Source organism: Bradyrhizobium diazoefficiens (genome assembly GCF_016616885.1).
Lineage (GTDB): Bacteria > Pseudomonadota > Alphaproteobacteria > Rhizobiales > Xanthobacteraceae > Bradyrhizobium > Bradyrhizobium diazoefficiens_F.
Genome location: NZ_CP067102.1, coordinates 7,981,061 through 8,003,728, shown reverse-complemented (window position 1 = coordinate 8,003,728; position 22,668 = coordinate 7,981,061). Strand labels below are relative to the sequence as shown.

At 64.8% G+C, this 22,668-nt stretch carries 21 protein-coding genes and 1 pseudogene; 13 read left to right on the top strand and 9 right to left on the bottom strand.

Going from position 1 to position 22,668, the window contains the following annotated elements; all coding sequences use genetic code 11:
- The first annotated feature begins 10 nt into the window (after positions 1 to 10).
- Positions 11 to 817: a hypothetical protein gene (locus tag JJC00_RS37360; protein WP_200470695.1), complete on the top strand. Its 807-nt coding sequence runs from the start codon at positions 11 to 13 to the stop codon at positions 815 to 817.
- A gap of 29 nt (positions 818 to 846) precedes the next feature.
- On the opposite strand, the gene mutS is transcribed toward JJC00_RS37360, so the two are convergent.
- Positions 847 to 3,585, bottom strand: coding sequence for a DNA mismatch repair protein MutS (gene mutS, locus JJC00_RS37355; protein ID WP_200470694.1), 2,739 nt, complete (start codon positions 3,583 to 3,585; stop codon positions 847 to 849).
- Positions 3,586 to 3,892: 307 nt separating this feature from the next.
- On the opposite strand from mutS, the gene pcaF reads away from it, so the two are divergent.
- The 5 genes from pcaF to JJC00_RS37330 all read left to right on the top strand — a co-directional run bounded on the left by pcaF (position 3,893) and on the right by JJC00_RS37330 (position 8,694).
- Complete coding sequence (pcaF, locus tag JJC00_RS37350; RefSeq protein WP_200470693.1) at positions 3,893 to 5,101, top strand: 3-oxoadipyl-CoA thiolase; 1,209 nt, start codon at positions 3,893 to 3,895, stop codon at positions 5,099 to 5,101.
- A 116-nt stretch (positions 5,102 to 5,217) separates the two neighbouring features.
- Positions 5,218 to 6,111 (top strand): dioxygenase, encoded by an 894-nt coding sequence (locus JJC00_RS37345; protein ID WP_200470692.1) that lies wholly within the window; start codon positions 5,218 to 5,220, stop codon positions 6,109 to 6,111.
- 115 nt (positions 6,112 to 6,226) lie between these two features.
- Entirely contained in the window at positions 6,227 to 6,928 is a 702-nt protein-coding gene (pcaH, locus tag JJC00_RS37340; RefSeq protein WP_200470691.1) for a protocatechuate 3,4-dioxygenase subunit beta, read from the top strand.
- 1 nt (position 6,929) lies between these two features.
- The gene (pcaG, locus tag JJC00_RS37335) at positions 6,930 to 7,544 is read left to right on the top strand and encodes a protocatechuate 3,4-dioxygenase subunit alpha (protein ID WP_200470690.1); all 615 of its coding nucleotides are present in this window, start codon (positions 6,930 to 6,932) and stop codon (positions 7,542 to 7,544) included.
- Positions 7,545 to 7,632: 88 nt separating this feature from the next.
- A complete protein-coding gene (locus JJC00_RS37330; RefSeq protein ID WP_200470689.1) occupies positions 7,633 to 8,694 on the top strand; it encodes a phosphotransferase in 1,062 nt (353 codons plus the stop codon).
- 4 nt (positions 8,695 to 8,698) lie between these two features.
- On the opposite strand, the gene JJC00_RS37325 is transcribed toward JJC00_RS37330, so the two are convergent.
- Genes JJC00_RS37325 through JJC00_RS37315 form a run of 3 tightly spaced genes read right to left on the bottom strand, consistent with a single transcriptional unit; the run spans position 8,699 to position 11,904 of the window.
- On the bottom strand, positions 8,699 to 10,255 hold the full coding sequence (locus tag JJC00_RS37325; protein ID WP_200470688.1) for an MDR family MFS transporter: 1,557 nt from the start codon (positions 10,253 to 10,255) through the stop codon (positions 8,699 to 8,701).
- A 4-nt stretch (positions 10,256 to 10,259) separates the two neighbouring features.
- Positions 10,260 to 11,429 (bottom strand): HlyD family secretion protein, encoded by a 1,170-nt coding sequence (locus JJC00_RS37320; protein ID WP_200470687.1) that lies wholly within the window; start codon positions 11,427 to 11,429, stop codon positions 10,260 to 10,262.
- A complete protein-coding gene (locus tag JJC00_RS37315; RefSeq protein ID WP_200470686.1) occupies positions 11,422 to 11,904 on the bottom strand; it encodes a MarR family winged helix-turn-helix transcriptional regulator in 483 nt (160 codons plus the stop codon). The genes JJC00_RS37320 and JJC00_RS37315 overlap by 8 nt, the downstream gene beginning before the upstream one ends.
- 156 nt (positions 11,905 to 12,060) lie before the next feature.
- Between JJC00_RS37315 and JJC00_RS37310 the strand changes: the two genes are divergently transcribed.
- The 5 genes from JJC00_RS37310 (at position 12,061) to JJC00_RS37290 (ending at position 16,678) form a co-directional block, all read left to right on the top strand.
- A complete protein-coding gene (locus tag JJC00_RS37310) occupies positions 12,061 to 12,555 on the top strand; it encodes a Fur family transcriptional regulator (protein WP_200470685.1) in 495 nt (164 codons plus the stop codon).
- Between the two features lie 35 nt (positions 12,556 to 12,590).
- On the top strand, positions 12,591 to 13,544 hold the full coding sequence (locus tag JJC00_RS37305) for a DMT family transporter (protein ID WP_200474364.1): 954 nt from the start codon (positions 12,591 to 12,593) through the stop codon (positions 13,542 to 13,544).
- A 12-nt stretch (positions 13,545 to 13,556) separates the two neighbouring features.
- The gene (ispG, locus tag JJC00_RS37300; protein WP_200470684.1) at positions 13,557 to 14,840 is read left to right on the top strand and encodes a flavodoxin-dependent (E)-4-hydroxy-3-methylbut-2-enyl-diphosphate synthase; all 1,284 of its coding nucleotides are present in this window, start codon (positions 13,557 to 13,559) and stop codon (positions 14,838 to 14,840) included.
- A 147-nt stretch (positions 14,841 to 14,987) separates the two neighbouring features.
- The gene (locus JJC00_RS37295) at positions 14,988 to 15,884 is read left to right on the top strand and encodes a TauD/TfdA dioxygenase family protein (protein WP_200470683.1); all 897 of its coding nucleotides are present in this window, start codon (positions 14,988 to 14,990) and stop codon (positions 15,882 to 15,884) included.
- Between the two features lie 2 nt (positions 15,885 to 15,886).
- Complete coding sequence (locus tag JJC00_RS37290) at positions 15,887 to 16,678, top strand: N-acetylmuramoyl-L-alanine amidase (protein WP_246774320.1); 792 nt, start codon at positions 15,887 to 15,889, stop codon at positions 16,676 to 16,678.
- A 9-nt stretch (positions 16,679 to 16,687) separates the two neighbouring features.
- On the opposite strand, the gene JJC00_RS37285 is transcribed toward JJC00_RS37290, so the two are convergent.
- The 5 genes from JJC00_RS37285 to JJC00_RS37265 are packed head-to-tail and all read right to left on the bottom strand — an operon-like array spanning position 16,688 to position 20,145.
- Positions 16,688 to 16,972, bottom strand: a complete 285-nt coding sequence (locus tag JJC00_RS37285) for a type II toxin-antitoxin system RelE/ParE family toxin (protein ID WP_200470681.1) — start codon at positions 16,970 to 16,972, stop codon at positions 16,688 to 16,690.
- Positions 16,969 to 17,199, bottom strand: coding sequence for a hypothetical protein (locus JJC00_RS37280; RefSeq protein ID WP_200470680.1), 231 nt, complete (start codon positions 17,197 to 17,199; stop codon positions 16,969 to 16,971). Before JJC00_RS37280 ends, JJC00_RS37285 begins: the two co-directional genes overlap by 4 nt.
- Positions 17,200 to 17,237: 38 nt before the next feature.
- A complete protein-coding gene (locus JJC00_RS37275) occupies positions 17,238 to 18,848 on the bottom strand; it encodes a Na+/H+ antiporter (RefSeq protein WP_246774049.1) in 1,611 nt (536 codons plus the stop codon).
- A gap of 46 nt (positions 18,849 to 18,894) precedes the next feature.
- Complete coding sequence (gene bla / locus JJC00_RS37270; protein WP_200470679.1) at positions 18,895 to 19,764, bottom strand: class A beta-lactamase; 870 nt, start codon at positions 19,762 to 19,764, stop codon at positions 18,895 to 18,897.
- A gap of 6 nt (positions 19,765 to 19,770) precedes the next feature.
- Entirely contained in the window at positions 19,771 to 20,145 is a 375-nt protein-coding gene (locus tag JJC00_RS37265; protein ID WP_200470678.1) for a nuclear transport factor 2 family protein, read from the bottom strand.
- Between the two features lie 95 nt (positions 20,146 to 20,240).
- On the opposite strand from JJC00_RS37265, the pseudogene JJC00_RS37260 reads away from it, so the two are divergent.
- Together JJC00_RS37260 and JJC00_RS37255 are read left to right on the top strand one after the other, a co-directional pair.
- Positions 20,241 to 20,668 (top strand): annotated as a pseudogene (locus tag JJC00_RS37260) (GFA family protein).
- 179 nt (positions 20,669 to 20,847) lie between these two features.
- A complete protein-coding gene (locus JJC00_RS37255) occupies positions 20,848 to 22,662 on the top strand; it encodes a caspase family protein (RefSeq protein WP_200470677.1) in 1,815 nt (604 codons plus the stop codon).
- Positions 22,663 to 22,668 lie beyond the last annotated feature (6 nt).

Below are 22,668 nucleotides of genomic sequence, written 5' to 3'. Positions count from 1 at the left end.
GAAGAACAAAATGCCTGCGGAACTGTCCTACATCCTCTTCCTTCTGCTGCGTATGGCGGTTGCGGCTGCCTTCGTGGTGTCGGCGTCTGTGATTACCGAGCGCTCCGGCCCGGTGATCGATGCGCTGGTGGCGACGCTGCCAATCTCGGCAGGGCCTTCCTATGTCTTCCTCGCGATCGACCATGACGCTGCCTTCATTGCGCAGGGGGCGCTGTCGAGCCTTCCGGTCAACGCGGCAACGATCTTGCTGGCGCTGACTTACGTCGTGCTGGCGCAGCGGCATAGCTTTGCCGTCAGTGTCGGAAGCGCGGTAGCGGTGTGGATCGTGCTGGCGTCCATCATCCGTCTGTTCGACTGGACCTTGATGGCCGGGCTCGCCGTCAACCTGATCGCCTTCGGCATCTGCATTCCGTTGCTTGCACAGTACCGCCATGTGAAGATGCCGCTGGTGACGCGCCGCTGGTACGACATTCCATTCCGCGCCTCGCTGGTCGCAGCCCTCGTCGCGATCGTGGTTTCGACCTCGGGCTGGGTCGGCCCGCGCGTCTCCGGCGTCATCGCGCTTTACCCGATCGTCTTCACCAGCATGATGGTGATCCTGCATCCCCGCATCGGCGGCCCGCCGACCGCCGCCGTGCTCGCCAACTCCGCCTGGGGCCTGCTCGGCTTCGGCATGGCGATCGCGGTGGTGCATGTGGGAGCCGTAAACTTCGGCTCGGCGATAGGCCTCAGCCTCGCGCTTGCGACCTGCATCGTTTGGAATCTGACGCTATGGTGGATGGGGCGAAGGAAGCGGTTGGCGGTGGCGGCCTCGTAGGGTGGCTTCGCAACCCACCTACGGCACCTTTACTGCTTCGGCAGCTTGGCCTTCAGCGCATACAACGCATCCAGCGCCTCGCGCGGCGACATCTCGTCGGGGTGGAGCGCCTTCACTGCGTCCATCAAGAGCTCCGCTTCGGTCGGCGGCGCGGCTTCTGCGGCGGCGCGCGAGGGCACGGCGAACAGCGGCAAATCGTCGGCGAGCGCGCGGGCAGTCTGGCCGCGGTCCTGGGCTTCGAGTTTTGCCAGCACGGATTTCGCGCGCGTGATCACGGCTGGCGGCAGGCCGGCGAGCTTCGCGACCTGGATGCCGTAGGAGCGGTCCGCCGAACCCGGCAGCACCTCGTGCAGGAACACGACGTTGCCCTGCCACTCCTTCACCCGCACTGTTGCGTTGAACATGCGCGGCAGCTTTGCCGAGAGCGCGGTCAGCTCGTGATAGTGCGTCGCGAACAGCGTGCGGCAGCGGTTGTTCTCGTGCAGATGCTCGATCGCAGCCCACGCGATCGAGAGACCGTCGAAGGTCGCGGTGCCGCGGCCGATCTCGTCCAGGATCACCAGCGCGCGCTCCCCGGCCTGGTTGAGGATTGCAGCGGTCTCGACCATCTCCACCATGAAGGTGGAGCGGCCGCGCGCGAGATCGTCGGCGGCGCCGACGCGCGAGAACAGCCGGTCGATGATGCCGATCCGTGCGCGCGTCGCCGGAACGAAGCTGCCGATCTGTGCGAGCAGCGCAATCAGCGCGTTCTGGCGTAGGAAGGTCGACTTACCCGCCATGTTTGGACCGGTCAGCAACCAGAGCTGGCCGGATTTCTGCGCTGGCGCCGGCGAGAGATCGCAGGCGTTCGCAATGAACGGCTCGCCGTTGCGCTTCAGGGCTTGCTCGACCACGGGATGGCGGCCGGCCTCGATGGCAAAGCCGAGCGAGCCATCGACTTCGGGCCGCACATAGTTTTCATCGACCGCGAGCTTGGCGAGCGACGTCGCGACATCGAGCAGCGCAAAGCCTTGCGCAGCAGCGCGCAGATCGTCGCTGATCTCGAGCACCTTGGCGCAGAGGCGTTCGAAGATGTCGAGCTCGAGCCCGAGCGCACGGTCGCCGGCGTTCGCGATCTTGGCTTCGATCTCGCCCAGCTCCGAGGTCGTGAAGCGCACCTGGCCCGCCAAGGTCTGGCGATGGATGAAGGTCGCGTTCAGCGGCGCCGACATCAGCTTGTCGCCGTGCTGCGCGGTGACCTCGACGAAATAGCCCAGCACGTTGTTGTGACGGATCTTGAGACCCTTGACGGAGGTCACGTCGGCGTAGCGCGCCTGCATCGAGGCGACCACGAGGCGGGAGGCATCGCGCAGGTTTCGCGCTTCATCAAGGGCCGGCTCGTAGCCGGCACGAACGAAGCCGCCGTCGCGCTTGATCAGCGGCAGTTGCTCGTCGAGCGCACGAGCCAATTCGGCTGCGAGCTCGCGCGAGGCACGCTTGAGCGCCGCCATGACGGCGGCGATCTCCTGCGGCGGCTGGTCGAGCTCGCCGAGGCGGGCCAGCACCTGATCGGCGGCGACGATGCCATCGCGCAAGCCCGCGAGGTCGCGCGGGCCGCCACGGCCGACCGAGAGACGGGCGAGCGCCCGCGACATGTCAGGCGCGCCACGCAGAATGCTGCGGATGTCCTCGCGTGTGGCCGAATCCGCGACGAAGGCGCTGACGGCATCGAGCCGCCGCGCGATCGCCGGTGCGTCGGTCAAAGGCGCGGCGAGCCGTTGCGCCAGCAGGCGCGAGCCGGCCGAGGTCACCGTGCAATCGATGGCATCGAGCAGCGAGCCGCGGCGTTCGCCGGCAAGCGTCCGCGTCAGCTCGAGGTTGGCCCGGGTGGCGGGATCGATCGCCATGGTCGCGCCCGAGGCTTCGCGTGCGGGCGGCGACAGCGGCGGGTGCTTGCCGACCTGGGTGCGGTCGACATAGGTGACGGCGGCGGCAGCAGCCGTAGCCTCCAGCCGCGAGAGCTGCGCCAGCCCATCCATGGTCGCGACGGCAAAGTAGTCGCAAAGCCGCTTCTCGGCGGTGGCGCCGTCGAAGACGTCGCGGGTCACCGGGGTCACCGCCGGCAGCTCGCGCAAGGTTTGTCCGAGCTCGTTATCGCTATAAAGCGCGTCGGTGACGATGGCCTCGTTCGGGTTGATGCGCGCCAGCGTCGCGGCGAGCTCACCGCCCGAAACTTCCGTCACCGTGAACTCGGCAGTCGAGATGTCGATCCAGGCAAGCCCGAAACGGTCGCCGCCGGCCGACGAGCGCGCTCGCGCAATCGCCAGCAAATAATTGTTGGCGCGCGCATCGAGCAGCGTGTCTTCCGTCAGCGTGCCCGGCGTGACCAGCCGCACCACGCCGCGGCGCACGACGCTCTTGTTGCCGCGCGCTTTGGCGGCGGCGGGATCCTCGGTCTGCTCGCACACGGCGACCCGGTGGCCGGCACTGATCAGTCGGTGCAGATAATCCTCGGAGCGCTCGACCGGCACGCCGCACATCGGAATATCGTTGCCCTGATGCTTGCCGCGCTTGGTCAGCACGATGCCGAGAGTCTTCGAGGCGATCTCGGCGTCCTCGAAGAACAGCTCATAGAAATCGCCCATCCGGTAGAACAGCAGCAGGCCCTGACGTGACGCCTTGATCTCCAGGTACTGTTCCATCATTGGCGTGACGCGCGCGGCGGCTTCTGCCTGCGGCGCGGGCGCTTCGTCGGGGAGCGGTACGGGAATGGGCTGTTGCATCGTCATTAGAGCGTTTTCGAGTGAAGTGGGGTACCGGTTCGCGTGAAGAAAACGCGTCAAAACAAGAATCTTGGAGCGCGGTCCTGACCGCGCTCCAAGGCGGCGCAACCTACAAAATTTCGCCCCTCGCTCCTATCGCTTTGGCCGGGAAGGGCAGGTTTTCCACGTTGTCCGCACCGCGGCATGCGCTAGCGGTGTGCGCACCCCCGGGAATACGCAGGAAACCGTCAATTGACCTGCCGCGGGTGCCCTCCTAAAACTCCGCCGACATTAACGAATTTCGGCCGAGCCGCGGCATTCAGGGAGAACAACGATGCGTGACGTCTTTATCTGCGATGCCGTGCGGACCCCGATCGGCCGTTTTGGCGGCTCGCTTGCCAAGGTGCGCGCCGACGATCTGGCCGCCGCGCCCATCAAGGCGCTGATGGCAAAACACCCCAATCTCGACTGGGCGCAGGTGGACGAAGTGTTCTTCGGCTGCGCCAATCAGGCCGGTGAGGACAACCGCAACGTCGCGCGCATGGCGCTGCTGCTCGCGGGGCTGCCGGACTCGGTTCCCGGCCAGACATTGAACCGGCTCTGCGCCTCCGGCCTCGATGCTGTCGGTGCGGCAGGCCGCGCCATCCGCTCCGGCGAGATCGAGCTTGCGATTGCCGGCGGCGTCGAATCCATGACCCGCGCGCCCTTCGTGATGGGCAAGGCGCAGGAAGCCTTCTCGCGCTCCGCCGAAATCTTCGACACCACGATCGGCTGGCGCTTCATCAATCCGCTGCTCAAGGCGCAGTATGGCGTCGATGCCATGCCGGAAACCGGCGAGAACGTCGCCGAGGAATTCCAGGTCTCGCGCGCCGACCAGGATGGCTTCGCCATCCGCTCGCAGCAGCGCGCAGGTGCGGCGATCGCAGCCGGCTATTTCGCCGAAGAGATTATCCCGATCACCATTCCCGGCGGCAAGGCCGGTCCTGTTACCATCGACAAGGACGAGCATCCGCGTCCCGAGACCACGCTCGAAGCTCTCGCCAAGCTCAAGCCGATCGTGCGCAATCCCGGCACCGTGACCGCCGGCAATGCGTCCGGCGTCAATGACGGCGCCGCCGCGATGATCCTGGCCTCGGAAGCTGCCGTGAAGAAGCATGGCCTGACGCCGCGCGCCCGCATTCTCGGCCTCGCTTCGGCCGGCGTTCCGCCGCGGATCATGGGCATCGGTCCCGTGCCCGCGACCCGCAAGCTGATGGAGCGTCTGGGCAAGAAGATCACCGATTTCGACCTGATCGAGCTCAATGAAGCTTTCGCCTCGCAGGGCATCGCCTGCATGCGCCAGCTCGGCGTCGCCGACGATGCGGATTTCGTCAATCCGCATGGCGGCGCCATCGCGCTCGGCCATCCGCTCGGCATGAGCGGCGCCCGCCTCGCGCTCACCGCGGTCCACGGCATGGAGAAGCGCGGCGGCAAGCTCGCGCTCGCCACCATGTGCGTCGGCGTGGGCCAGGGCGTTGCCGTTGCGATCGAGAAGCTGAATTGACGAGACGCGGAGCGTCTCGTCATCCCGGAGCCGCTCGCTAGAGCGGAATCCGGGATCTCGAGGTTCCGGGTTCAGCCCTTCGGGCTGCCCCGGAATGACCGGGGAGAGATAGTGCCATGATCATCGAGCGCGAGCAGGACATCACGGCTGCAGCACTTGCTGTGATGGAACAGACATCCGATCCGCGGATGCGGCAGATCATGGTCTCGCTGGTCAAGCACCTGCACGGCTTCGTCCGCGACGTGCGCCTGACCGAGAAGGAGTTCCGCGACGCCACCGCTGTGATTGCCGAACTCGGCAAGCTGACCACCGACACGCATAACGAAGTCGTGCTGATGGCGGGCTCGCTCGGCGTCTCGCCGCTGGTCTGCCTGCTCAACAATGGCGATCAGGGCAATACCGAAACCGATCAGTCGCTGCTCGGGCCGTTCTGGCGGCTGAATTCGCCGCGGGTGGAGAACGGCGGATCGATCGTCCGCTCCGAGACACCGGGTGCGCCGCTGTTCGTCAACGGCCGTGTCGTCGACAAAGACGGCCGCCCTGTCGCGGGCGCTGAGGTCGATGTCTGGCACGCCTCGCCCGTCGGGCTGTATGAGAACCAGGACCCCGAGCAGGCCGACATGAACCTGCGCGGCAAGTTCACGACCGATCAGGACGGGCGCTTCTCTTTTCGCTCGGTGATGATGGTCGGCTATCCGATTCCGACCGATGGCGTGGTCGGCCGCCTGCTCAAGGCGCAGAGCCGGCACCCGTACCGTCCCGCGCATCTGCATGCCCTGGTCTTCAAGCCGGGATTCAAGGTGCTGATCTCGCAGGTCTACGATCCCAACGACCCCCATATCGACAGCGACGTGCAGTTCGGCGTGACACAAGCCCTGATCGGCCAGTTCGTGCGCCACGAGACGCCGCATCCGACCGCGCCTGACGTTTCGACGCCATGGTATTCGCTTGACCACAGCTACCGGCTCGAGGCCGGGGAAGCCGTGCTGCCGCGTCCGCCGATCAAATAGCGCGCTGGAGGGGCAGGACGCCCGCCAAACCTGCTTCCCTAGATTAGTTATATTCTATAATGATTGGCGGAAAGGTTGACCGGCTGGCCCAAAATGGCCGGGGAGGAGTTCGCCAATGACATTCATCTATCCCGTCGACAGCAACAAGGCGCATCCGCTGCCGCTGTCGCCCGAATACAAGAGTTCGATCAAGCGCGCGCCGAGCAAGCCCTTGATCCCGATGCGCCACACGCTGTCGGAACTGACCGGCCCGGTCTATGGCCACGAGACCGTGCGGGACGGCGACAATGACCTCACCACCCAGCACAAGGGCGAGCCGCTCGGCGAGCGCATCATCGTGCACGGCCATGTCCGTGACGAAGATGGCCGCGGCGTGCCGAACTCACTGGTCGAGATCTGGCAGGCCAATGCCTGCGGCCGCTACGTCCATGTCCGCGACCAGCATCCGGCGCCGCTCGATCCCAATTTTACGGGCGCGGGCCGCACCCAGAGCGACGCCTCCGGTTACTATCGCTTCGTCACGATCAAGCCCGGCGCCTACCCCTGGGGCAATCACCACAATGCCTGGCGCCCTGCTCATATCCATCTTTCGGTGTTCGGCCATTCGTTCGTCACGCGCCTGGTGACGCAGATGTATTTCCCGGGCGACCCGCTGTTCCCGTTCGACCCGATTTTCAACTCGGTGCCGGACGAGAAGGCGCGGATGCGCATGGTCTCGTCGTTCGACCTGGAGAATACCAAGCCCGAATGGGCGCTGTGCTATCGCTTCGACATCGTGCTGCGCGGCAAGAACGCCACCCCCATGGAGAACCACTAACGTGCAGGACTCTGTGAAGCCCTCTGGCAAACCCAACGGGATCACCCCATCGCAGACCGTCGGTCCGTTCTTCAAATACGGCCTGACGCCGACGGGCGATTACGCCTGGAACGACGCCTTCACCAACTCGACGCTGACGCCCGACGTCACCGGTGATCGTGTCCGCATCGAGGGCCGGGCGTTCGACGGCGATGGCGTCGTCGTGCCTGACGCCATGCTGGAGATCTGGCAGGCGGACGCGCAAGGCCGCTACGCCGATCCGCAGGACAAGCGCGCATTGCCGAATGCCAGCTTCCGCGGCTTCGCCCGCTGCGGCACCGACAAGGACGGCCATTATTCGTTCGACACCATCAAGCCGGGTGCGGTGCCCGATCCCGACGGCAAGCCGCAGGCGCCGCACATCGTTCTGGCGGTGTTCGCGCGCGGCATGCTGCGGCATCTCTACACCCGCATCTATTTCAGCGACGAGGCCGGCAACGCCGCCGATCCCGTGCTGGGATTGGTACCGGCCGACCGCCGGGTCACGTTGATCGCGGTGCGCGAGGCCGGCAAGCCGGTCTATCGCCTCGACCTGCGCCTGCAGGGCGACAACGAGACCGTGTTCTTCGACGTGTGAGGCCACCAGGCCGCCACGTCCGGCGGCCGATGCTGCTGGCGCTTCCCCGGGTGATCATGCAGAATGGCTGCAGCACCGGGGGGCGCTCATGACATCCTCACAACTGCCGGCGGTCGCTGAGCCCAGTTACCTCACAGCCGCACTGCGCAAAGCCGGCGCGCTGGACGCCGGCGCCGTGCGCGAGGTGAAGGTGCTGCATGAGCGGGACACGGTGGTGTCACATATCGTTCGGATCGGCCTGCGCTATGTCGGGGAATCCACTGGTGCCCCGCAATCGCTGATCCTGAAGACGCCGCATGCTCACTTCGCCAAGACACTTGCAGATCGCGGCGAGCACGAAGTGGCCTTTTACACGCAGCTCGTGCCGAACATGCTGCCAGGACTTGTGCCGCGCTGCTTCGATGGGCATTTCGACGAGGAAAGCGGGGCCTGGCATCTCCTGCTCGAAGACCTCACCGATAGCCATGAACTCGCGACGGTACCGACGCTGCCGCCGTCGCGCGATCAGGCGATGGCCATTGTGACGACGTTGGCGCGCATGCATGCGGCGTGGTGGAATCATGCGGGCCTCGGCGAGACCGTTGGCACCTGGGCGAGCACCGAGGACAGCGCGACGCGCATGGAGGCATTCGCCGGTCACTATGACCGCTTCGCCGATCAGCTCGGCGACCGCCTCAGCGAGGAGCGACGTATCCTCTACCGTCGTCTCATCGAGCAGTCGGCCCGGCTATCCCAGCGCTACCATTCGCGCCGCCACGTCACGATCACTCACGGCGATGCGCATACCTGGAATTTTCTGCTGCCGCGTGCCGGCGTCGCGAACACCGTACGCATCTTCGATTTCGACCTGTGGGGCATCAACGTGGCCACCAGCGACCTCGCCTACATGATGGCGATCCAATGGTATCCGGAGCGGCGGCAGGCGCTCGAGCGGACGCTGCTCAACCGCTATCACGAGACACTACTCGCGCATGGGGTAGCCGGTTACACGCGCGGCGCGCTCGACCAGGATTATCGCTTGTCGGTGCTCTGGCACATCACCAAACCGGTCTGGCAATGGAGCATCAACATCCCGCCGGGGATTTGGTGGAACAATCTGGAGCGGGTGATGATGGCGGTCGAGGATTTGGGGTGCGAGGAGCTGTTGTAGCCAACTACTCCATCACCGCATGTTCCGGTCCCGCCACCTGCTTGCGCAGCGACGCCTTGGTCGAGCCGATCATCAGCGCCAGCGGAATGGTGCAGAGGATGAAGATCATCACCAGCATATAGTCGTGCGCGAACGCAATGATCTGCGCCTGCACGCTGACCATGCGGTCGGCCATGGCACGGCCGGCATCGGTGGAGAGGTTGATCATGCCGCGGACATCCGGCATCTGCAGCGCGTGGTTGAACGGGTTGATGTACTCGGACAGGATCGCATAGGTCTTGCGCGTGCCCTGCGTCAGCTGGGCGATCACGATCGAGATGCCGACCGAGCTTGCGACATTTCGCAGCAGCGTCAGCATCGAGGTGCCATCCGTGCGCAGATGATTCGGCAGCGTCAGGAATGCGACCGTCGAGAGCGGCACGAAGACGAGGCCGAATCCGAAGCCCTGGATCACGCTGACGATGACGATCTCCGGCACTTGGGTCTGGTCGGTCCAGCCGGTCATCTGGAACAGCGAGGCCGCCGTCAGCGTCAGGCCGCAGATGATCAGCGTGCGGGCCTCGATGTAGCGCATGATACGGCCGACCATCATCATGGCGAAGAAGGTGCCGAAGCCGCGGCTCGCAAGCAGCCCGCCGGCGGTCATGATGGGATAGCCGATGACGTTTTGCAGGTAGGGCGAGGCCAGTGCCATGGTCGAGTACAGCACCAGGCCCATCACGGTCATGAAGATGCAGCCGGTGAGGAAGTTGCGATCCCGAAATAGCGCGAACTGGATGAACGGCCGCGATGTCGTGAACGAGTGGGCGAAGAAGTAATAGAAGGCGACGCCTGAGACGATGAACTCGGTCACGATCTCGACCGACTCGAACCAGTCGAGCTGCTCGCCGCGGTCCAGTGCGAGCTGCAGTGCGCCGATGCCGATCGCCAGCGCGGCGAAGCCGAACCAGTCGAACTTCAGGCTGCGATTCTTGTCGGTCTCGTCCATGAAGACGCCGAGCCCGAGCACGGTAATCGCGCCGAACGGCAGGTTGACGAAGAACACCCAGTGCCAGGAGTAGGTCTCGGTCAACCAGGCGCCTAACGACGGCCCCATGATCGGCCCCATCATCACGCCCATGCCCCAGATCGACATCGCGGTGGCGCGTTCCTGGAGCGTGTAATAATCGAGCATCACCGACTGCGACAGCGGCACCAGCGCCGCGCCGAACACGCCTTGCAGCAGGCGGAACAGCACCATCTGGTTGATGTCCTGGGCGAGTCCGCACAGCACGGACGCCAGCGTGAAGCCGGCTGCACAGCCGATGAAGATGCGCTTGCGGCCGAAGCGATTGGAGATCCACCCCACCGGTGCGGTCATGATCGCGGCGGCGACGATGTAGGAGGTCAGCACCCAGTTGATCTGGTCCTGTGAGGCCGACAGCGTGCCCTGCATGTAGGGCAGCGCAACGTTGGCGATCGTCGTATCCAGCGCCTGCATGATGGTCGCCGTCATGGCGCAGATCGTCACCATGTTCCGGCGCATGCCGGGGACCATCAGGCTGGCATTGGGGCCGGACATCGGCTTAGTCCTGGTCTTTGTCTTGGCTTGCGGTCGCTGACAGGCCGAGCAGGCCGGCGAGCGAACGCTGGTGGCCGGTGTCGATGGTGGCATAGACGCTCATGCCGGCCTTCAGCTTCTTCACGTATTTGTCGCTCTCGTCGAAATAGATCCGGACCGGCACGCGCTGCACCACCTTGACGAAGTTGCCGGTGGCGTTCTGCGGCGGCAGGATCGCGAATTGCGCGCCGGTGCCGGGCGAGAGCGAGCCGATCTTGCCCTTGAAGACGTGGTTCGGGAACGCGTCGACTTCGAGGGTCACAGGCTGGCCTTCGGTGACGTAGGTGAGGTCACTCTCCTTCGGATTGGCGTCGACCCAGGGATGGGCAACATCGATGATGGAGAACACCGGCGTGCCGGCGGTGACGTAGCGGCCGAGCTGGATCTGCTCGACCTGGGTCGCGATGCCGCCCATCGATGCGCGCACCACGGCGTGGTCGAGATTGCGCTCGGCGTTCTCGAGCTTGGACTTGGCCTGCGCGTAGGGCGGGAACTTCTCCAGCGGCAGATCGGTGTCGCCGAGCAGCTGGGTCTTGGCGGTCGAGATCTGCTGCTTGACATATTGTGCGATCGAGCCCGACGTGACCAGCGCGTTCGAGGCGTTGTCGAGATCGAGCTGCGAGCCGTAGCTGTTCTTCACCAGCGCCTGCTTGCGCTCGACATCGCGCTGCTTCAGGTCGACGCCCTTCTGGGCGAGATCGAGCATGTCGCCGTAGATCTTGATGTTGGCGCGAAGGTTGTCATAGGTCGACTGCGCCTGCATCAGCTGCGCCTTGGCCTCGTCCACCGCGAGGCGGAACGGCACGGGATCGATCTCGAACAGTTCGTCGCCTTGCTTGACGAGCTGGCCCTCCTTGACGACGACCTTCTGGATCTTGCCGGAGATGTCGGGCGTCACCAGCACCTTCTGCGCGCCGACATAGGCGTCGTCGGTGCCGACATAGCGGCCGCCATTGAGATAGAAGGTGAAGCCTGCAATGACGGCAACGATCGGCAGCACAACCATCAGCAGGAAGCGGCGATAGCGGCGCAGGCCGGCGATGAAGCGGCGGCGCGAGTTGGTGCCGGCCTTCTTGGTCGGCTTGCCGCTATCGATTTTCTGCTCGGGCTGGAATTTGAGGACCTGATCAGCCATAGCGCTGCTCCTTACGCGCCTGTTCCGCTCCGGACGTCTGGATCGCGTTACGCACGTTTTCTTTGATGGTTTCGAGTTGAGTGAGGAGACGGTGGGCGTCCGCCGGGCTGATGCCATCGAGTGCGTTCGCCGTGAGTTCCGACTTCAGGCCGCTCATCTTGCCCAGCAGCGCACGGCCGGCCTTCTTCAGATACAGGCGCTTGACGCGGCGGTCCGAGGCATCGCTGCGGCGCTCGATCCAGTCGCTGTCGCAGAGCTTGTCGATCAGCCGCGTCAGCGTGATCGGCTGCATCTCCAGCAACTCGGCGAGTTCCGATTGTTTCATCCCCTCGCTGCGCTCGACCTTGGCCAGCACCGCCCATTGCGCGCGGGTAATGCCGAAGCGCGAGGCTTCCTTGTCGGCATAGACGCGCAAGAGGCGGTACAACTCGCCGAGCGTGAACAGGAAGTTCTGGTCGACAGACCCGCGGGTCATAAGCTTGGTCTCCAATAAGCTTGGATATAATAAGCAAGCTTATGATTATTTCATGGCGGATTAGCGCGATGCTGTCCCGCAGCAAAAGCATGGCTGACCGCCGCGGCGCCGGTCGTGCTTTGGGTTCCCCAGCCGAAATGCTAGAAGCGGGGCCAGATGACCCTCGCAAAGCCGGCATTTCCGACGCCCGACCACGATCACGGCCGCTGCACCGCGGACGCGCTGGCGCATGCCGAAGCGGTTTGCGAGCAGCGGGCGCAGAAATTCACGCCAATACGCCGCCAGGTGCTGGGCGCGCTGCTCTCCAGCCATCGCCCGCTTGGGGCTTATGAGGTGATCGACGAGCTCGCCAAGTCGATGGCGCGGCCGGCGCCGATCACGGTCTACCGCGCTCTCGATTTCTTGATGGCGAACGGCCTCGTGCACCGCATCGAAAGCCGCAACGCCTATCTCGCCTGCGCCGCCCACGATCACGACGCGACGTCGGCGGTCGCGTTCCTGATCTGCGAGCGCTGCGGTCTCGTCGGCGAGATCCCGTCGGGGTCCTTTGCCAAGGAGCTCAACGCCGCGGCGCGCGCGTCAGGCTTCGCGCCAAAGCTGTCCGTGGTGGAGATCACGGGCGTCTGCACCCATTGTCAGAAAAAGTCTTGAAGCAACAACGGCGCAAAGCCGGATTTTGGGAAGAAATGTCCTCACCTCAAGCCAACCCGTCCGCCGCCCGCCCCCTCAGTGCCGGGGCCATCGCCCTGATGCTCATGCTGTGCCTGACCTGGGCCTTCAACCAGATCGCGGTGAAGCTGGTGCTGCCCGATATCCCACCGATGCTGCAGGCGATGATCCGTTCAATGGGCGCACTGCCGGTGCTGTTCATCATCGGCAGCTTACGCGGCGTCAAATTCTTCGAGCGTGACGGCACGTGGAAGCCTGGCCTGATCGCCGGGCTGATGTTCGGCATCGAGTTCGTGCTGATCTTCCAGGGCCTGCGCCTGACCTCGGCATCCCGCGCGGTGGTGTTCCTCTACACCGCGCCGTTTTTCGTCGCGCTCGGCTCCTACCAGATGCTCGGCGAGCGCCTTGGCAGCACGCAATGGCTGGGCCTGGCCGTGAGCTTTGCCGGCGTCGCGCTCGCGATCGGCGTGCCGCAGGCCAATGTCGATTCACACGTGCTGCTCGGCGATCTCATGATCGTGCTTGGCGCGTCGCTCTGGGCGGCGACCACGCTGGTCGCCAAGGGTACGCGGCTGCGCTTCGCCGCGCCAGAGAAGGCGCTCGGCTACCAGGTCGCGATCTCGATCCCGATCCTGGGGACGGCCGCCTTGTTGTCCGGGGAATCCATCACTCACACGCCGTCGCCGCTGTCGTTCGCCCTGATGGCCTTCCAGGCGGTCTGGGTGGTCGGAACCACGTTCACGCTTTGGTTTGCGCTGGTGAAGGCCTATTCGGCCAGCAAATTGTCGGCTTTTACCTTCATCACCCCTTTGTTTGGCGTGGTGGGTAGCTATTTCATCATGCACGATCACCTGAACCTGACTTTCGGGGCGGCCGCTGTCCTTGTAATTGCTGGGCTTTTTCTGGTTAACCGTCCCAGTCAATCCGCTGCGGCGCTGCCTGATGCATTGCTGAACGTCACCAAAACCTGATATTTGGACCCCATGAACAAGCTCGAAAACCCTCTCGATTCAGACATCGCGGGCCCGGCGCCCCGGCATCAGACCACCCAGGTCAAGGTCGGCAACGTCACGGTGGGCGGCGGTGCGCCGATCGTCGTGCAGTCGATGACCAACACCGACACCGCCGATATCGACGGCACCATTGCCCAGGTCGCAGCGCTCGCGCGCGCCGGCTCCGAAATGGTCCGCATCACCGTGGACCGCGAGGAAGCGGCTGCCGCCGTCCCGCACATCCGCGACGGTCTGGCCAAGCGTGGAATCACCACGCCCTTGATCGGCGACTTCCACTATATCGGCCACAAGCTGCTCGCGGCCTATCCGGCCTGCGCCGAGGCGCTCGCCAAATACCGCATCAATCCCGGCAATGTCGGCTTCAAGGACAAGCGCGACACCCAGTTCGCCGACATCATCGAGATCGCCAACAAAAACAGCAAGCCGGTCCGCATCGGCGCCAATTGGGGTTCGCTCGACCAAGAGCTGCTGACCAAGCTGATGGATGAGAACGCCGCGTTGCCCAATCCGCGCGACGTGCGCGCGGTGACGCGCGAGGCCATGGTGCAGTCGGCGTTGCTCTCGGCTGCACGCGCCGAAGAGCTCGGCATGCCCAAGGATCGCATCATCCTCTCCGCAAAGGTCTCGGCGGTGCAGGATCTCATCGCGGTCTACCAGGACCTCGCGTCTCGTTCCGATTACGCCATCCATCTCGGTCTCACCGAGGCCGGCATGGGCACCAAGGGCATCGTCGCGTCCTCGGCCGCGCTCGGCATCCTGCTTCAGCAGGGTATCGGCGACACCATCCGTATCTCGCTGACGCCGGAGCCCGGCGGCGACCGCACCCGCGAGGTGCAGGTCGGCCAGGAACTGCTGCAGACCATGGGCTTCCGCACCTTCGTGCCGCTGGTTGCGGCCTGCCCCGGCTGCGGCCGCACCACCTCGACCACGTTCCAGGAGCTGGCCAGCTCGATCCAGAGCTTCATCCGCGACGAGATGCCGAACTGGAAGAGCAAGTATCCGGGCGTCGAAGAGCTCAACGTCGCGGTGATGGGCTGCATCGTCAATGGCCCCGGTGAATCCAAGCACGCCAATATCGGCATCTCGCTGCCGGGCACCGGCGAAGCGCCGGCGGCGCCCGTCTTCGTCGACGGCAAAAAGTTCCGCACGCTGCGCGGGCCCACGATCTCCGCCGACTTCAAGGCGCTGGTGATCGACTATATCGACCAGCGCTACGGCCAGGGCGCCAAGGTGCCCGCGCCCGCGGCGGAGTAGTTTGCTCCAAACCAGGAATCGTAAGGCGGGTTTGCGTAAGCGTAACCCGCCTTATTTTTTGCGCGCGCGAAGTGGCGGGTTACGCTTCGCTAACCCGCCCGACGTTGCTACGATGCTCTCAATCAACAATGATTGGGAGCAACGCCCATGAGCTCGCTATCCGGCAAGCAAGGCCCGCGTTATCGCCACATGGCGGACGACGGCGCGGCTTACGAGACCATCGCGGTCGAAAAGCTCACCCCCATCATCGGCGCGGAAATCTCCGGTGTCGACATCGGCGAGCTCGTCTCCGACGATGCTCGCTCCAACCAGCAGATGGACGAGATCCATCGCGCACTTGCCGAAAACCTCGTCATCTTCTTCCGCGACCAGAGCATCACGCCGAAGCAGCATCTCGCCTTCGGCCGCAAGTTCGGCGAGCTGCATTTTCATCCTGCCGCGCCGCATGAGGACGAAGACCCCGCGCTGATGAAGATTCATGCCGACAAGAACTCACCACGCGCCAACGGTGAGGGCTGGCACTCCGACGTCTCCTGCGATCTCGAGCCGCCGATGGGCTCGATCCTCTACATCAAGCAGTGCCCGCCGCGCGGTGGCGACACGCTGTTCGCCAACATGTACGCGGCCTATGAGGCGCTGTCCGATCGCTTGAAGGCCTATCTCGACGGGTTGACGGCGCTGCATGACGGCGAGCCGATCTACCGCGGCCTCTACGCCAATTACGGCGTCGCCGATCGTCCGGCCTATCCGAGCGCCGAGCACCCGGTGGTGCGCACGCATCCGGTCACGGGCAAGAAAGCGCTCTACGTCAACCGCGGCTTCACCCGCCACATCAATGGCATCCCGCGCGACGAGAGCGACGCGATGCTCGCCTATCTCTACCAGCACGCCGAGATCCCGCTGTTCCAGTGCCGCTTCCGCTGGACCGAGAACGCCATCGCCTTCTGGGACAACCGCTGCACCCAACACCGCGCCATGTGGGACTACTGGCCGCATACGCGGTCGGGCACGCGCGTGACGGTGAAGGGGGAACGGCCGGTTTGAAAATATCGTGGCGCATCACCGGCGCTATCGTTGTTGCGCTGATCCCGCTTTTGGTTGCGCAAGCAGCCGGAGCGCGGAAGGCCGCAAGGGCCAAGATCAAGCAGCCCGCGCCGGAGACATGCGAGCCGCGCAAATTCAAGATCATCCTCGATGTCGGACACACCTCCGAATCGCAAGGTGCGACAAGCGCGCGCAACGATGTGGAGTTCGGCTTCAACCTGCATTTGACGCGGCTGATCGGAGAGCGCTTGAAATCGGCGGGCTTTGCCGCGACCCGCGTGCTGGTGACCGAAGGCAAGGCGCGGGCAAGCCTGCTCAGGCGCGTCGGAACCGCCAACGCCGCGCATGCCGATTTTTTCCTGTCGATCCACCATGATTCCGTGCCCGACAAAATGCTCGAAGAATGGGAATTCGAGGGCGCCAGGAGCCATTTCAGCGACCGCTTCGGCGGCCATTCACTGTTCGTGTCCGAGCGCAATCCGCACTTCGCTGCCAGCCTCGCCTTCGCCCGGTTGCTGGGCAAGCAGTTGAAGGATGGCGGGCTGCAATATGCGACACAATACAGCTTGCCGCTGATGGGGCGTTACCGGCATCCCCTGCTCGACAAGGATGTCGGCGTCTACCGCTATGACGGGCTCGTCGTGCTCTCGCAGACCCGGAGCGCCGCGGTGCTGCTGGAAGCGGGCTCCATCATCAACCGCGACGAGGAGATGGTCGTGAATTCGCCGGAGCGGCAGGAGCTGATTGCGACGGCCGTGGTGGCAGCGATGCGGGCCTATTGCGAGAGCCGGTAGGTTACGAACCTAAGGCCGACGTTCCTGAGCTCCATGGCGCACGTGGAGAATCACCATCTCGGCGTCATCAGGATTGACTGTGTAAAAGACGAGATAAGGGTACCGAACGGTTGGGAACATGCGGACGCTGGGTTCGTCGGTAAGATGACCAGCCTCGGGAAAATCCTGGAGGAGACTGGCGACGGCCTTGATGCGCTCAACCACCGCAGCCGCGGCCGTGCGATTGTGTTCGTGAATATAGGAGAATATGTCATCGATGTCCGAAAGCGAACTTTCGGACCAGCGCACTCTCATGATTTGTAGCGATTGAAAACGGCGGCGACGGCATCGTCGCTTGCCAGCCGCCCTTCACGCATATCCTTCAGGCCGCGGCGTACGGCATTTCGTTCGTCGTCGCTGAGCCGGTAGATGCCAAGATGCCGGTTTTCGATGTCGGTCACGGACCGCATCAATTCTTCCTGAGCCTCCGCAGGCCAGGCCGACACGCGTTCCAACAATATCTCAAGGGCTTGCTTGGTCATCCAGCAACAGTAGCAGATGGCGCGGCGACTTGCACGCCCTACAGCGGCGCGCCCTGATGCTCCCGGTTCGCCAAACTCGCCTCCTCCAGGTCCAGATCGCGTTCGATCCTCCGTCGCGTTTCGTCCGTGATCTGCCCGTCGCGCAAGAGCTCGTGGATGAACTTGCGCTCGGCGACGATCAACTCGCGGGTCAGTGCGATGCCGGCGGCAGAGACGTCGTGATGGGCGGGATCGAGTGAATCAGGAAGCTGGTTGACGCGGATCTCGTGGCGCGCGCGCAGGAGCCGCATTACTTCGTCCGACACCTCTTTCTCTTCGGTCAACGCATCCAGCGATTTCAGCGCGGCTTCGAGCGCCTGGCGCCGTGCCGCGATCTCGGCCTCATGCTCGGCGACGTGCTCATTGCGGCCGGCTTCCGCGATGCCGAGCCAGCGTACCACCGGCGGCAGCGCCAGGCCGATGCCGATCAGCGTGATGAAGATGACGCCGAAGGCGACGAACAGGATCAGGTCGCGATACGGGAAGGCATCGCCATCGGGCAACGTGAACGGCAGCGCCAGTGCGGCGGCCAGCGACACCGCACCGCGCACGCCGGTGAACGCGAGCGCGAACGGCCATTGCCAGGGCGGCGACGGATCACGCGCGCGCAGCGACTTGCTGAGCATCCGCGGCAGATAGGTCGCCGGGTAGAGCCAGGCGAAGCGCGCGAGAACGATGATCACCATGACCACGGCGGTTGCGATCATGATGTCGTCGAGCGGGAACGCTTTCGATTTCTCGTAGAGCGCGCGCATCTGGAAGCCGGTGAGCAGGAACAGCAAGCCCTCGATCAGATAGATGATGAGGTCCCAGAAGAAGATGCCTTGCAGGCGCGTCGACGCCGAAATCAGCAGCGGCCCGTTCCAGCTCACATAAAGGCCGCAAGCGACGGTGGCGATCACGCCGGAGCCGCCGACATGCTCGGGGAGCCAGTAGGACACATAGGGCGTGATCAGCGACAGCGTCAGCTCGACCTGCGGATCGCAGGACCATCTGCGGAAGCGCAAAGAGAGCCAGCCGACGCCGATGCCGAAGGCGATTTCGCCGGCGACGATGAGGGCAAATTCGCCAGCCGCCAGCGGCAGCGAGAAATGCCCGACCACGATCGCAGCGAGCGCGAAGCGGTAGAGGATCAGCGCGGTGGCGTCGTTGGCGAGCCCCTCGCCCTCGAGGATGACGAGCAGCCGGCGCGGCATGTTCAGCCGACGCGCGATTGCGAGCGGTGCCACCACGTCCGGCGGCGCAACGATGGCGCCCAGCAGGAAGCCGATGCTCCAGGGCAGGCCGATCACGTAGTGGGTCGCAGCCGCCACCATCGCCGCGGTGAAGATCACTGCCCCGACCGCGAGCAGCACGATCGGACGCAGATTGTTCCTGAACTCGCGCCAGCTCATCGCGACGCTGGCCGAGTAGATCAACGGCGGCAGCACCATCAACAGCACCAGTTCCGGCGGCAGCTCCACCGGCGGCATGCCCGGCAGGAAAGCCAGGCCGACGCCGGAGAGCATCAGCAAAATGGCAGGCGCCAGGTTGAAGCGGCGCGCGATGAGCGCGGTGCCCGCCAGGACAGCGAGCAGGATGAGGAAGGTCTGGAATTTTGCTGCGATCATGGCCTGTCTTGGCCCGGAAGCGGCCAAGAGGTCAATGCGAAGCGGCTTACACCAGTCGTTCGGCGACCATGCGCCCGATGCGGGCGAACACCGCTTCGATCTGCGCCGCATTCGGCGTGCCGCCCTGGGTGTAGGCCGCGATCAGGATCGGCGCATCCGGCTTGTTATCGGGCTTGGGCCAGGCAACCGCGATATCGCCCGACGCGTCCTTGCCGTTGTTGCCGGTCTTGTCGCCGATCTTCCAGGCCGCCGGCAGGCCGCCGCGCAGCCGGTTCGCGCCGGTCTTGCAACCCACCATCCATTCGGTGAGCTGGGCCCGCGAGGCCGACGACAGCGCTTCGCCCATGACCAGTCGCTTCAGATTGCCGGCCATCGCCACCGGCGACGTGGTGTCATGGGGATCGCCGGGCGGCGAGCGGTTCAGCTCGGGCTCGTTATGGTCGAGCCGCGAGGTGGTGTCGCCGATCGATCGCCAGAACGCCGTGAGTGCGGCGGGGCCGCCGATCCGCGCGAGCAGCAGATTGGCGCAGGTGTTGTCGCTGAGCTCGACGATCGCCTTGCACATGTCCGCGACCGACATCGCGCCGGCCGACAGATTTTGCTTCGCGACCGGCGCGTACTCCAGCAGGTCGGTCTTGCCATAAGGGATCGTCGCGGCCAACTTCTCCTCGCCGCGATCGACCCGCGCCAGCACGCAAGCCGCGAGCGAAGCCTTGAACGTCGAGCACATCACGAAGCGCTCGTCGGCACGCCAGCCGAGCTTTGCGCCGGTGGTGAGATTCTCCGCATAGAGCCCGATCCGTCCGCCGCTCTCGCGCTCATAGGATTCGAGCTCAGGCGGCGCGTCCGCGGCGAGAGCCGGAGAAGCGGCTATCCAGCACAGCGAGGCGAGCAGGGAACGGCGGTCGAGAAGCATGGCCCCTCACTCCTTCAGATCGTACCGATACGATTTCGACACGATCTGCCAGCCATCGGCGAGCTTCATCGCCACCAGATAATCCGTGAAGAAGCGCGGCGGCAGCTGGCATTTGACCTTGATGAAGGCCGTCTTGTCGTCCGAGCGGTCGATGGTGACGATGAAATCCTCACGCGGCTTGCCCTCCGCCTTGGCGGAGGCGCGCTTGCGTACGCGGTCGAGCCAGTCGGGCACGGTGAGCACCTGCAGTTCGCCCTTTTCGACCCAGCGCAGGTCGGCGGACGGATGGAAGATCGCGCCGAGCTTGTCGGCGTCGCCCTCGTAAAGCCCGTCGAAATAGGATTGCACGACCGCTTCGACGCTCGAACGATTTTGGCTCATGGATCATCCCTTTTGAATGATGGCGCGCCGCGAACTTAGTGGTACGCATCGAATTGCGCTATGGGTGTCTTTCGCCATTTGTGCGAGGGCCCGTCATGACCGGATCAGAAAAATCGAACGCTCGCATCCTTGCCGGCGAATGCTATTGCCGCGCCGTCCGCTACGAGGTGGCGGATGCGTTTTCCTATGCGCTGAACTGCCATTGTTCGAACTGCCGCCGGACCACCGGTTCCGCTTTCAAGCCGTTCGCCGGGGTCGAGTACAGCCCGCTCCGCCTCGTCAGGGGCGCGGACCAGCGGATGATTTACGGGGACGACACCACCATGACGTGCACTGCGCCCGCTGCGGCTCGCTGCTTTATTCCCGGGTCCGTGAAGGAAAATGGGTCCATGTCGCCATGGGAACCCTGGTCGATGCCCCCACGATCCGCCCGACCGCCCATATTTTCGTCGGCTCCAAGGCGCCTTGGCACGAGATCACGGACGACCTGCCGCAGCATCGGGGGCATGTCGGGGGTCCCTAGCGAAAGCCGGCCCGGGCGCATTTGGCGGCGAACCGCCAATGTGCTGGCGCGACTAACAAAGGGGTCCTCGGCCTGTCGTCGCCGCTGTCTTCGTGACCCTCATCACAAGCGCAGGCGGTGGATCTTGCTAAGGCTATCCCTGAGGGTGTGAACTGCCCGAACGTTTTGGAAGTTGTGTCATGCGCAATTTTTTCAGATTTTGCCTGTTTCTCCTCGCTGCAGCACTGATGTTCGGTGCCGGGCCCGCCTTCGCCGGAAAGCGTGTCGCGCTGGTGCTTGCCAACTCGGCCTATCAGCACGCGCCCTCGCTCGCCAATCCCGTCAACGACGGTTCGGTGATGGCAAAGACGCTGAAGGATGCCGGCTTCGATGTCGTCGATTCCCGCCACGATCTGACCGCGCTCGAAACGCGGCGCGTGCTGCGCGACTTCGCCGATTCGACCCGCGATGCCGACATCGCCGTGGTCTACTATGCCGGCCACGGCATCGAGGTCGAAGGCTCCAACTATCTGATCCCGGTCGATGCCAAGCTCGAGCGCGACACCGACGTCTATGACGAGGCGCTCTCGCTCGATCGCGTTCTGGTCGCGGTCGAGCCGGCAAAGCAGCTTCGGCTGGTGATCCTGGACGCCTGCCGTGACAACCCGTTCGGCAGGACCATGAAGCGCACGCTGGCCTCGCGCGGCATCGGCCGTGGTCTGGCCCAGGTCGAGCCGACCAGTTCCAACACGCTGATCGCCTATTCGGCCAAGGCCGGCTTCACGGCGCAGGACGGCGACGGCGCCAACAGCCCATTCACGATCGCGCTGTCGAAGCATCTGACGACGCCGGGCCTCGACGTCCGGCGCGCCTTCGGTTTCGTGCGCGACGACGTGCTCAAGTCGACGGGCAACAAGCAGGAGCCGTTCGTCTACGGTTCGCTCGGCGGCGAAGACGTGCCGCTGGTGCCGGTCAAGGCTGTGCCCGCGGCCGCAGCGGCGCCCGCGCCTGCGGTGAATCCACAGGCCGATATGCGCCGCGACTACGAGCTCGCGCTCCAGGTCGGCAACAAGCCGGCTTGGGAAGCCTTCCTGGCCCAGCATCCGGACGGCTTCTATGCGAACCTCGCCAAGCTCCAGCTCGACAAGATCCAGGCCGAGCAGGTTCATGCGGCCGCAACCGAGAAGGCCAAGCAGGCTGAGGCTGAGCGCGACCGTCTCGCTGCGCTTGGCGCGCAGAAGGACGCCCAGGCCAAGGCTGCGGCAGACGCGAAGGCGGCCGAGCAGGCCCAGCTTGCCGCGCAGAAGGCCAAGGAACAGGCGCAGCAGCAAGCGGCGGCTGCCGAGCAGCAGCGCGTCAATCTTGCTGCTGCCGCGCCGAGCGCTACGCCCGCCAGCACGGCGAGCCCCGCCGGCGCTAATGTCGCCTCGCTGACGCCGTCCACCGCGCCGGCCGATCTCAGCCGCTCGGTGCAGAACGAGCTTGGCCGCGTCGGCTGTTTTTCTGGTCAGGCTGACGGCAATTGGAGCGCGTCCTCGCAGCGGTCGCTGTCGCAGTTCAACCGCTATGCCGGCACCAGGCTCGACGTGAAGGTGGCGAGCACGGATGCGCTCGATACGGTCAAGTCAAAGCAGTCTCGCGTGTGCCCGCTGGTCTGCGATCACGGCTTCAAGGCCGACGGTGACAAGTGCACCAAGATCGTCTGCGGCGACGGCACTGTGCTGAACGACGACAATGAATGCGAGAAGCAGCGTGCCGGCAAGCCGACCAAGCCTGCAACCGCCAAGCGCGACGACGGCAGTGAGCGTCCCGCACGGCAGCGTCGGCAGTCCGGTGGCACGGCCGCTGGAGCGGCAGGCGGCATCGCTGCGGCCGGCGCGGGTCGCGCCTCGGGTGGCAGTGGTCAGATTTTTTGCAACGATCTCCTCTGCCGTCCAGTCCAGCGCGGCTGCCACCTCGTGTATCGCGGTGGCGGCGGCCCTCACGTTGATGCCAATGCCGAGGTCTGCAACTGAGGACGC